The organism is Tardiphaga sp. (assembly GCF_025356345.1).
Taxonomy (GTDB): domain Bacteria; phylum Pseudomonadota; class Alphaproteobacteria; order Rhizobiales; family Xanthobacteraceae; genus Tardiphaga.
In genome coordinates this window covers 1-11,556 of sequence record NZ_JANXTC010000167.1, presented here as the reverse complement: position 1 = coordinate 11,556, position 11,556 = coordinate 1, and the positions used below count along the sequence as shown (strand labels likewise).

Below are 11,556 nucleotides of genomic sequence, written 5' to 3'. Positions count from 1 at the left end.
GCGGCCGCGTGACAGGCTACCATCGAAACAGAGATTACGCAGCCTTGACGGTGGCGAGGAATTTATCGACCTCACCGCGCAATTGCACCGACTGCCGCGACAGTTCCGAAGCCGACGCCAGCACCTGGGCCGCCGCGGCGCCGGTTTCGTTGGCGGCAGATGTAATGCCGGAGATATTGGCCGAGACCTCGCCGGTTCCCCGCGCGGCTTCCTGGACGCTGCGGGAAATCTCGTTGGTCGCCGCCCCCTGCTCCTCGACCGCGGCGGAAATCGCCGTCGAAATTTCGTTGAGCGAGTTGATGACCTTGGTAATGGTGCCGATCGCCGCCACCGATTCGGCGGTCGAACTCTGGATGTCGCCGATCTGCTCGGCGATCTCAGCGGTCGCCTTGGCGGTCTGCTCGGCCAGCGATTTGACCTCCTGCGCCACCACCGCGAAGCCGCAGCCGGCCTCGCCGGCACGTGCCGCCTCGATGGTCGCATTGAGCGCCAGCAGATTGGTCTGCGCGGCGATGTTATTGATCAGTTCAACCACCATGCCGATCTTCTGCGCGCCTTCGGCCAGACGATTCATCTTGACCGCGGTCTCGTCGGCGTCGCGCACGGCGGTGCCGGCAATCCGCGCCGATTCATTGACCTGGCGGGAAATCTCGCTGATCGAACTGGTGAGTTGTTCGGTGGCTACAGCCACCGCCTGCACGCCGGAGGTCGCGCTTTGCGAAGCCGAATCGACGATCCTCGACTGCGAGGAAGCGGTTGACGCGGATGATGTCATGCGCTGCGCCGCGATCTGGAGTTCGCTGGACGCGGTGGCGACAATGCTGACCACGCCGCCGACCGTCTTTTCGAAATCCGCCGCCAGCCGGTCCAGCATGACGCGGCGGTCACGACGACCTTCCTCGATATAGACCGAGATTGCCAGATCCATGTCGAGCATCGCCGCCTTGATAATGGCGGTCTGCAACGCGGCGCGCTTGGTCTTGGCGCTGAAGTCGAACCGGCCAAACGGCATGCACTGCGCGATCGCGTCCACCACTCCAGTGACCAGCGCGTTGTAGCCGCCGATGTACCAGCGTGGCTCAAGTCCGAGCTTGTTATGAACCTGCCCGATCTTGTTGACCGAGGCCTGATAGGTCTGGTCGAAACGTCCGTCGAGGATCACCGTCCAATGCTGGATCTGCATCTTCTTGGCGTGCGTCATCTGGTCGCGACTCTTGAAAAACGCGTTGGTTTCCGAAAATCGGGAGATGTGATCGTAGAACCGATCCATGACAAGCGGCAGTTCGCCCAGCACAAAGGCTTTTCCGGCACGCAAGCTCGCGACGGTTTCATCGTCGATCAGATTGAATTTCAGGCGCTCGGAAATTATGTTATCGCCGCTCATCGCAAGGCTCCGCTGCAATCTGTTGGCTGGAGATACACAGCGACGGAGGCCGCTCTGTCCGGAACAGCCCCCTTTTGCGCGGGCTGCCAAACGCACATCGACCAAGGCGAAACCAAACCGCCCGAGACAAATGTTAGTAACCGAACATAGCCTGACGTGGTTAATTTGTAGTTGTATATTTGTCCCGCAAATTTACGGAAACCACGCATCTGGGTACCACGCGATGCGTAGTTTTAGACCCGGTTACCGGCGGCGAAACCCGACGACCACGCCCACTGGAAATTGAAGCCGCCGAGATGGCCGGTGACGTCGACGACTTCGCCGATGAAATAAAGCCCCGGCACCGATATCGATTCGAACGTCTTCGACGACAGTTCAGTGGTATCAACACCGCCCAGTGTTACTTCCGCCGTGCGATAGCCTTCGGTGCCATTCGGCCGCACCCGCCATTCCTTCACGGCGGCCACCGCGGTCGCGAGCACCTTGTCGGAAAAATCCGCCAGCCGCTGCGGACCAGCGACGCGGTCGGCGGCCATGTGGGCAAGTCGCTTCGGCAGTAATTCGGTCAGCACGGTCGCCAGTTCCTGGCGCGGCCGCTCGCGGCGCGCCTGCTTCAGCCCGGCCAGCACATCGACCTCCGGGGCCATGTCGATAACGACATCCTGGCCGTCGCGCCAATAGGACGAGATCTGCAGCACCGCGGGCCCGCTCAGGCCGCGATGGGTGAACAGCAGCGCTTCCTCAAACCGGGTCTTGCCAACACTGACCGCGACATCGACGGCGAGGCCGGCGAGATCCTTGAACTGGGCCAGCATGCCGACGTCGAAAGTCAGCGGCACCAGCCCCGCGCGCGGCGGTACCATCTTCAGACCGAACTGCTGCGCGGTCTTGTAGCCAAAGGCGCTGGCGCCCATTTTCGGAATCGACGGACCACCGGTGGCGACCACCAGCGACTGGCTGCGATATTCGCCCTGATCGGTGGCGATGATAAAGCCGGACTCGTTCCTGGACACGTTCAGGATGGTCACGCCAAGCCGCATCTGCGCGTCGCCCTTGCGGGTCTCCGCCAGCAACATGTCGATGATCTGCTGCGCCGAACCATCGCAGAACAATTGTCCACGGCTCTTCTCGTGCCAGTCGATGCGATATCTATCGACCAGCGCGATGAAATCCTGCTGCGTAAAACTCTTCAGCGCCGATTTGCAGAATTGCGGATTTTCCGACAGGAAATTGGCCGGCGTGGTGTGCAAATTGGTAAAATTACAGCGCCCGCCGCCAGAAATGCGGATCTTTTCGCCGGGCGCCCGCGCCTGCTCGAGGAGCAGGACCGAGCGACCGCGCTGCCCGGCGACGCCGGCGCACATCCGCCCGGCGGCGCCGGCCCCCAGGATGATGACGTCGTAATTGTTGTGAGGACGGCTCATTCGACCAGCAATACGTCAACGGCGACAGCCAGCTTCTGCTTGCGGGAACCGACGATCACGCCGTCCACCGGCGAGACATCGGAAAAATCACGGCCGACGGCGAGGATGATATGGTCGTTCTCCACGAGAATGTCGTTGGTGGGATCAAAGCCGATCCAGCCCAGTCGCTTGCCGCACCAGACGGAAGCCCAGGCATGGGTGGCATCGGCGCCCTGCAGCCGGACCTTGCCGGGCGGCGGGATGGTGCGCAGATAGCCACTTACATAGGCCGCCGGCAAGCCCAGTCCGCGCATCCCGGCGATCATGATATGGGCAAAATCCTGACAGACGCCATGGCGCTTTTCCAGCACCTCCTGCAGCGGCGTCGAGATCACCGTCGCTTTCGGGTCATATTTGAACTCGGTGCGAATGCGATGCATCAGATCGACGGCGCCGGCAAGGATGCCGCGTCCATCTGGAAAACTGATCGCGGCATAGGCCGTGACATCGTCGAGGATCGGCACCAGCGGGCTGGCGAACACATAGCCGATCGGCGAAGCCGCGCTGAGGTCGCTGGAGTCAAACGACGCGTCGCGCAGGGTTTGCCAGGGCGGACTGTCGTCGCCGCGCCCCGGCGTCGAGCGCTCGACATAGACGCGCGAACGACTGTCGATGCGCAGCACGCGGTGTGGATTTTCGATCAGCACGGTTTCGGTGCGCGTGCCGAAGAAGTCGGTTCGCATGGTCCGCGATGCCGGCGCCGGCTTGATGTCCACGCTGTGCGAGACCAGTTGCTGACCGGCGCTGTTGATTGGCTCCAGCCGCAGCGAGCAGCGCGCGAAGCTGACCTGGCTTTCATAATTATACGTCGTGACATGGCGGATATCGTAGATCACGCTAGCCCCGTCAGTTTTTCCGGTCGCGTCGCGCTGCTGCCATGCGGAAAATAATGCGAGCCGATCGCGCTCGACAGCCCGAGCAGATCCTGTTCCAGCGCGAATAGCGACTTGGTATGCAATCCGGAGGCCTCGCCGGTGATAAGCTGCGACTGCAGCGCGACCGCGAGACGCTGCGGCTGCTCCATCAAGCCGTTCTCCTTCAGCGCCGGCAGGTTGGCAATATGGTCGTTGAGGGCCGACACCTGGAATGCCACCGAGCGCGGATTATAGGGGTCGAGCACCACCAGATCGCGCACCGGCGCCAGCAACGGGCCGACCAGATAACGCGAGCGATAGGTGATCTGGCAATCCACCAGCGTCAACAGGATGTCGAGATCGTCACTGCTGGCCTCGTCATAGGCGAACTGCCGGGCGAAGCGCGTGATGTTGATGGCACGCTCGGCGCGGCGGCCCATTTCGAGGAAGCGCCAGCCGGCGGCGCGATTCATGTTTTCCTGCGCCAGCCCGGCGAAACTCGCCAGTTCCCGCAGCGTCAGTTCGGCGGCGCTGACCACATCATCATCATCCTCGACTTCGTGGCTTAGCCGCTCGGTCATTTCGACGATCACCTGCCAGGCATCCGGCGACAGCCTTTCGCGCAGCGACGTCGCCGTGCGCTGCGCGGCGCGCACCAGTGACAGCGCCGAACCAAACCGGTCCTCGCCTTGCAGCGCTTGCGCGGCGATCCTGGCCGGCTGCGCACGCGCGGTCAGCGAGGTCGCGCCCCAGGTGATCAGCAGGCGCTGGATGCGCTCGACAGATTGCTGCGCGGTAGTGCCGGCCTTGGCCGGATCGCGCTGTGGCACGCTCAGGGCGCGCACGAGGCGCAACGTCGACTCCGCGCGCTCAAGGTAGCGCCCGAGCCAGAACAGATTGTCGGCGGCGCGGCTGGGCACCCAGCCGGCAATGCGGCGAATACGGACGGTTTCGACCGCCGGCAGCAGCGTCGACGCCACCACCGCTTTGTCGGCGACAACCCAGACATCGGCCGCGCGCGCGCCGGCGCCCATCGACACCGCGCGGGCATCGGGCTTATCGGCGATCCGGCAAAAGCCACCGGGCATGATGGTCCAGCCATTGGGCGTTTGCGCGGCGAACACGCGCAGCACAAAGGGCCGCGGTGCGAGGCGACCATTGTCCCATACCGGCGTGGTCGACAGCTTGACCTGCTCCTGGCCGACATAATCGATGCCGCGGTTGCTGATCGCAGCCTTGAGCCGTTCGCGATCGGCCGGCGACAATTGCGAGGCCAGTAACGGGCCGCCCGGAAAACCAGGCACGGTCTGGCCATAGGCACTTTCGATCACGAAATCATCGAGGCGGTCCAGCACTTCCTCGCGGGCTTTTTTCTGGCCGCACCACCAGGTGGCGAGATGCGGCATCATCAGCTTTTCGCCGAGCAGCCTCTCGCTCAGGCTGGGCAGGAAGCCGAGCAGCGCGCGCGCTTCCATCACCCCGGAGCCTGGCATGTTGGCGACCACCACGCCGTTCTTGCGGATGACGTCGATCAGTCCGGACACGCCGAGCTGCGACGAGGCATCGAGTTCAAGCGGATCGAGCGAATTGGAATCGACGCGGCGCAGCAAGACGTCGAGCCGCTTCAGGCCGGCGACGGTGCGGATATGGATACGGTCGCCGGAGACGGCGAGATCATCGCCCTCGACCAGCAGGAAGCCGAGATAGCGCGCCAGCGTGGCGTGCTCGAAATAGGTTTCGCTGAACGGCCCCGGCGTCAGCAGGCCGATGCGTGGCTCGTCGCGGTCGGCGGAAGCGCGCAGTGAATCGCGGAACGCCTCGAAGAACGGGGCGACGCGTTCGACATTCATCGACTTGTAGAGGTCGGTGAAGGCGCGCGACAGCACCAGCCGGTTTTCCAGCGCGTAGCCCATGCCCGACGGCGCCTGGGTGCGATCGCCAAGCACCCACCAGCGGCCATCGGGACCACGGCCAAGATCAGCGGCGTAGACGTTGAGATATTTGCCGCCGGGCGGCGTGACCCCGCAGATCGAGCGCAGGTATTCAGGGCTGCCGGCAATCGCCGCGGCCGGCACGGCGCCCGACGCGACCAGACTGCCGCCGCCATAAAGATCAGCCAGCACCTTTTCGATCAGTTCGGCGCGCTGGGTGATGGCGGCGGAAATCTGCTGCCATTCCGACGCATCGATCAGCAGCGGCACATGGCTGAGCGGCCAGATCCGGTCGGCGATCTCGCCAGGGGCACGATAGGTCACGCCGGCCTCGCGCAGATGGCGATCGGCCGAGCTGAAGCGGCGCTCGACGTCGGTCGAGGCCAGCCCGCCAAACGCCTCGAAGAACCGCTCCCAGACCGGGCGCGGCGTGCCGTCTTGCGCAATGAATTCGTCGGGAATTCCAGGCAGCCGTTCGTAATCGCGGGTCCACTGGGCGACCTTGCGACCTCCCGGACGGGGCTTCTTCCCCTGGCCGGCCTGACCCGTCATTACCGACTCTCCTGCCAACACGATTGGCCTACTCAATGCAGGAGCGGCGTCCTCAAGTCGAGCGTCAACGGGAATTCAAGTGTGCGTTCTTCCCTCGGCGGGTCCATTTCGCCGGGGGTGTGGCCAATCTCCTCGAACCGCGCCAGACGGCGCGCTTCCGCTTCATAGGAGTTGACCGGCTTGGTCTCGTAGCTGCGCCCGCCAGGATGGGCGACATGATAGACGCAACCGCCGAGCGACCGCCGGTTCCAGGTATCGACGATGTCGAACACCAGCGGCGCATGGACCGGAATCGTCGGATGCAGGCCGGAGGCCGGCTGCCAGGCCTTGAAGCGCACCGCGCCGACGACCTCGCCGGAGCGTCCGGTGTCGGTCATCGGCAGCGCGCGGCCGTTGCAGGTAATCATGTGCCGGCCGACGACAAAGCCGTTGGCCTTGAGCTGCAACCGCTCCACCGAGGAATCGACGTAGCGCACCGTGCCGCCCGCCGTGCCCTCCTCGCCGAGCACGTGCCACGGCTCCAGCGCCTGGCGCACTTCCAGCGTGACGCCACCATAGGTGACGTGGCCGAACACCGGGAAGCGGAATTCGAGCTGCGCCTCGAACCATTCCTTGGAGAATTCATAGCCGGAGTGGCCGAGCTCGGCGAGCACGCCCTGAAAATCCTCCCAGAGATAATGCGGCAGCATGAAGCGGTCATGCAGCGTGGTCCCCCAGCGCACGAAGCCGCCCTGCTGCGGCTCGCGCCACATTTTCGCGATCAGCGCGCGGATAAGCAGCTGTTGTGCCAGCGACATCCGCGGATCGGGCGGCATCTCCAGCGCACGGAATTCGACCAGGCCGAGCCGGCCCGTGGTGCCATCCGGCGAATACAGCTTGTCGATGCAGATCTCGGCGCGGTGGGTGTTGCCGGTGATATCGACGAGGATGTGCCGGAATAGCCGGTCGACCAACCACAGCGGCGCCTTGACGCCCGGCGGCGGCACCTGCGCCAGCGCGATCTCCAGCTCGTACAACGCATCATGGCGCGCTTCGTCGATGCGCGGCGCCTGGCTGGTCGGGCCGATGAACATGCCGGAGAACAGATAGGACAGCGAGGGATGGCGCTGCCAGTACAGCACCAGGCTTTTCAGCAGATCCGGCCGCCGCAGAAAGGGCGAGTCCTCCGGCTTGCTGCCGCCGACCACGACGTGGTTACCGCCACCGGTGCCGGTATGACGACCATCGACCAAAAAGCGGTTGGCGCCGAGCCGCGTCCGTGCGGCGTCCTCATACAGGAAGGTCGTGGTATTGACCGCCTCGCGCCAGGTCGCGGCGGGATGGATGTTGATTTCCAGCACGCCAGGATCGGGCGTTACCTTGATCACTTCGAGGCGCGGGTCGAATGGCGGCGGATAGCCCTCGACATGGACCCGCAGCTGCATCTCTTCGGCGGTCGCCTCCAGCGCGGTGATCAGTTCGAGATAATCCTCGAGCTTTTCCACCGGCGGCATGAATGCACAGAGGATTCCGTCGCGCACTTCGATCGACAGCGCGGTGCGCACCGGACCGTGATCGCGGCGTTCCTGAATCTTCTCGGCCGCGGCCCGCGCTCGCGCGGTGGCCTCGGCGTCATCCGCCGAGAGTTCGCCGCGCGGCTCCATCGGGTCCTGCTCGACGATGAAGGGGAAGTCATCCTCCGGCACATGCGGCAACGACGCGATCGGCAGCCGCAGTCCGAGCGGCGAATCGCCGGGCGTCAGGAACAGATTGCCGCGACGCAGCTTCCAGTGTTCGGAGCGCCAGCGAATGTCCGGCTCCGCTTCCGCATTCCAGCGCTGGATCGGCAGCACGAAACCCTTTGGCGTGTGTAATCCCTGGTCGAATACCCGCGCCATCCGCGACCGCTCTTCGGGGTCGGCGAGTTTTGAATCGCTGGGGTCGACATTATCCGGCAGCCCGGCTTCCTTCCGCAGCCAGTGACCGGGGTCTTCGAACGCCGGCATGATATATTCACGGGGCACGCCAAGCCGGTGCGCGGCGCCTTCGGCAAATTTCTCGGCCTGGTTGACGTCGGCGGTGCGCGGACCTTCGACGCGGGCGATCAGCGCATCGTTCTTCCAGATCGGCACGCCGTCGCGGCGCCAGTACAGGCCAAAGGCCCAGCGCGGCAGGCTTTCGCCGGGGTACCATTTGCCCTGGCCGTAATGCAGCAGCCCGCCCGGCGCAAAGCGCGTGCGCAGCCGGCGGATCAGGTCGTCGCCGAGGCCGCGCTTGGTCGGACCCACGGCGGCGATATTCCACTCCGCCGATTCCAGATCGTCCATCGACACGAAGGTCGGCTCGCCCCCCATGGTGAGGCGGACATCATCGGCCTTGAGGTCGGCATCGACCTTCTCGCCGAGCGCGTCGAGCCGCTGCCACGCTTCTTCGGAAAACGGCTTGGTGATGCGCGGCGCCTCGCGGACGCGCTTCACTTCCATCTCGAAGCCGAACTCGACCTCGGCGAAGCCGGCCATGCCGGAGATCGGCGCCGCCGAACGGAAATGCGGCGTAGCGGCGACCGGGATATGGCCCTCGCCGGTCAGCATGCCCGAGGTCGCGTCGAAGCCGACCCAGCCGGCGCCGGGAAGATAGACCTCGGCCCAGGCGTGCAGATCGGTGAAGTCGTTCTCGACCTCGCGCGGACCTTCCAGCGGATCGATGTCGGGGCGCAACTGAATCAGGTAGCCGGACACGAAACGCGCGGCGAGGCCAAGATGGCGCAAAGTCTGGATCAGCAGCCACGCCGAATCGCGGCACGAGCCGGACTTGTTGGCCAGCGTCTGCTCCGGGGTCTGGATGCCGGGCTCCAGGCGGATGATGTAGTTGACCTGGGTGCGCAGCCGCGCATTGAGATCGACCAGGAAGTTGACGGTGCTGGGCGCCTGCTTGGCGATCTCGGCCACGTAAGCCTGGAACAGCGGACCGGCTTCTTCCGTCGCCAGATAGGGCGCCAGTTCGGTCTTGAGATCATCGGGATAGACGAACGGAAACGTCTCGGCATAGGGCTCGACGAAGAAGTCGAAGGGGTTGATCACCGTCATTTCGGCGGTGAAATCGACTTCGATCTTGAGCTCGCTGGCCTTCTCCGGAAACACGAAGCGCGCCAGCCAGTTGCCCTGCGGATCCTGCTGCCAGTTCACGAAATGATTGGCCGGCGTCACCTTCAGCGAATAGGCCGGAATCGGCGTGCGCGTATGCGGCGCCGGACGCAGCCGGATGGTCTGCGGGCCGAGATCGATCGGCCGATCATATTTATAATGCGTGACGTGGTGCAGGGCGACGAAGATCGACAATGGGCAACTCCAGCAGCTTTTTTAAGCAGAACACTGCCGGCGGTGAGGATCAAGGCCTAACAACGGGCACAATGTGCCTGTTGTGGGGGCGCTCTGACCTCTCCCCGTCAGTGCGAGGAGCCGTTGCGACAAAGCAATCCAGTTCTTTTTTCGGTTGCCGCTTTCTGGATTGCCGCGTCGCTTCGCTCCCCGCAATGACGTCGAGAGGTCCTACATCGTCGCGCCCAGCACCCAGGGCGCAAACTCCGCGCCGCCGAAATCAAAACTCTCGCTCTTGGTCGGCTCTCCCGACGCCGTCTTCAGCATCTGCGCGAAAATGCGCTGGCCGCAATCCTGCACGCTCTCATCGCCATCGAGGATGGTACCGCAATTGATGTCCATGTCCTCTTCCATGCGCCTGAACATCGGCGTGTTGGTGGCGAGCTTGATCGACGGCGAGGGCTTGCAGCCGAACACCGAGCCGCGGCCGGTGGTGAAGCACACCAGATTGGCGCCGCCGGCGACCTGCCCGGTCGCCGCGACGGGATCGTAGCCAGGCGTGTCCATGAAGACAAAACCCTTCTTGGTGACGGGTTCGGCATAGTTCAGCACGTCGACCAGATTGGTCGAGCCGGCCTTGGCCATCGCGCCCAATGATTTTTCCAGAATGGTGGTGAGGCCGCCGGCCTTGTTGCCCGGCGAGGGATTGGCGTTCATCTCGGCGCCCTCGCGTTCGCAATAGGCGTCCCACCAGCGCATCAGACCGACCAGCTTTTCGCCGACCTCGCGGCTGACCGCGCGACGCGTCAGCAGATGCTCGGCGCCATAGGTCTCGGGTGTTTCCGACAGGATCACGGTGCCGCCATGGCGCACCAGCAGATCGCTGGCCGCGCCCAGCGCCGGATTGGCGGAGATGCCCGAATAGCCATCCGAGCCGCCGCATTGCAGCGCCACGATCAACTCGCTGGCGGAGACTTCTTCGCGCGTGGCCTTGTTGGAATCCTCCAGCACTTCGCGCACGAAGGCGACGCCGGCCTCCGTCGTCTTGCGGGTGCCGCCGATCTCCTGGATCTGCATTTCGCGCAGCCGCCCGGCGAGTTTCTGCTCCTGCATCAGCCCGCCGATCTGGTTGATCTCGCAGCCCAGCCCCAGCACCACGACGTGGGAAAAATTGACGTGCCGCGCGTAGCCGCCGAGCGTACGCCGCAGCAGGGTCAGCGGCTCGTCCTGGGTCATGCCGCAGCCGGTCTTGTGGGTCAGCGCGACCACGCCGTCGACATTGGGATAATCGGCGAGCGGGTTGTGGCCGGTGAACGGATTCTTCTTGAACACGTCGGCGACCATCGAGGCGACATGCGCCGAACAATTCACCGAGGTGAGGATGCCGATATAATTGCGCGTGGCGATGCGGCCATCGTCGCGGCGGATCCCCATGAACGACGCCGGCAGGTCGAAATTCGGCGTCGGCCGGACGTCGACGCCATAGGCGTAATCCCTCGCGAAATCGCCCATGCCGAGATTTTGCGTATGCACATGCTGGCCGGGTGCGATCGGCTGCGTGGCAAAGCCAATGATCTGGCCGTAGCGGCGGACTTCCTCGCCGATTTCGATCGGCCGGATCGCCACCTTGTGGCCGGCCGGAATCCGCTCCGACGTCACCACGCCCGGTGAGACCTCGACGCCCGGCATCAGGCTGGTGCGCGCGATCAGCACGGCATCGTCGGCGTGCAGGCGGATGACGGGGGATGGGGACATTGCATTTCCTCACAAGATTTTATTTGGAACGAGTCTAGCCTCAACTCGCATCAAGCGGTAGCCCGCATGAGCGCGGCGACATGCGGGAATCCCGAGGCAACGTCCGGCATATCGCCGCGCTCATGCGGGCAACCAAGCTGGTCCATACCGCGGGCATGCGACATCGCCCCTGTTGTTAGCGGCGCGGGGACGCCGTCGCTTGCTGCATTCCCTGCCCCCTGAGAGGGCGCGCGGAACGCCGGGTGCCCGATGCACCCATGGCCTGTGCGCGAATGCCGTAGTCGGCAAGTAGTGATGCGCACAGCAACTTCCGGATTCACC

6 protein-coding genes are annotated in these 11,556 nt (G+C 64.3%); all 6 read right to left on the bottom strand.

What is annotated here, in order from left to right:
- Positions 1 to 34 precede the first annotated feature (34 nt).
- The 6 genes from Q0S16_RS09785 to Q0S16_RS09760 all read right to left on the bottom strand — a co-directional run bounded on the left by Q0S16_RS09785 (position 35) and on the right by Q0S16_RS09760 (position 11,235).
- Positions 35 to 1,384, bottom strand: a complete 1,350-nt coding sequence (locus tag Q0S16_RS09785) for a globin-coupled sensor protein (RefSeq protein ID WP_295847597.1) — start codon at positions 1,382 to 1,384, stop codon at positions 35 to 37.
- Between the two features lie 233 nt (positions 1,385 to 1,617).
- Positions 1,618 to 2,808 carry an NAD(P)/FAD-dependent oxidoreductase gene (locus Q0S16_RS09780; protein ID WP_295847594.1) on the bottom strand — a complete coding sequence of 397 codons (1,191 nt, stop codon included), beginning with the start codon at positions 2,806 to 2,808 and terminating at the stop codon, positions 1,618 to 1,620.
- Complete coding sequence (locus Q0S16_RS09775; RefSeq protein ID WP_295847593.1) at positions 2,805 to 3,683, bottom strand: transglutaminase family protein; 879 nt, start codon at positions 3,681 to 3,683, stop codon at positions 2,805 to 2,807. The genes Q0S16_RS09780 and Q0S16_RS09775 overlap by 4 nt, the downstream gene beginning before the upstream one ends.
- Positions 3,680 to 6,184: a circularly permuted type 2 ATP-grasp protein gene (locus Q0S16_RS09770; protein WP_295847591.1), complete on the bottom strand. Its 2,505-nt coding sequence runs from the start codon at positions 6,182 to 6,184 to the stop codon at positions 3,680 to 3,682. The genes Q0S16_RS09775 and Q0S16_RS09770 overlap by 4 nt, the downstream gene beginning before the upstream one ends.
- A gap of 32 nt (positions 6,185 to 6,216) precedes the next feature.
- The gene (locus tag Q0S16_RS09765; RefSeq protein ID WP_295847590.1) at positions 6,217 to 9,501 is read right to left on the bottom strand and encodes a transglutaminase family protein; all 3,285 of its coding nucleotides are present in this window, start codon (positions 9,499 to 9,501) and stop codon (positions 6,217 to 6,219) included.
- Between the two features lie 210 nt (positions 9,502 to 9,711).
- Positions 9,712 to 11,235, bottom strand: coding sequence for an altronate dehydratase family protein (locus Q0S16_RS09760; protein WP_295847587.1), 1,524 nt, complete (start codon positions 11,233 to 11,235; stop codon positions 9,712 to 9,714).
- Positions 11,236 to 11,556 lie beyond the last annotated feature (321 nt).

Excerpts from the sequence above, each read along its gene's own strand:
- Q0S16_RS09785 (WP_295847597.1), bottom strand. The coding sequence starts at position 1,384 with ATGAGCGGCGATAACATAATTTCCGAGCGCCTGAAATTCAATCTGATC.
- Q0S16_RS09770 (WP_295847591.1), bottom strand. The coding sequence starts at position 6,184 with ATGACGGGTCAGGCCGGCCAGGGGAAGAAGCCCCGTCCGGGAGGTCGC.
- Q0S16_RS09760 (WP_295847587.1), bottom strand. The coding sequence starts at position 11,235 with ATGTCCCCATCCCCCGTCATCCGCCTGCACGCCGACGATGCCGTGCTG.
- Q0S16_RS09780 (WP_295847594.1), bottom strand. The coding sequence starts at position 2,808 with ATGAGCCGTCCTCACAACAATTACGACGTCATCATCCTGGGGGCCGGC.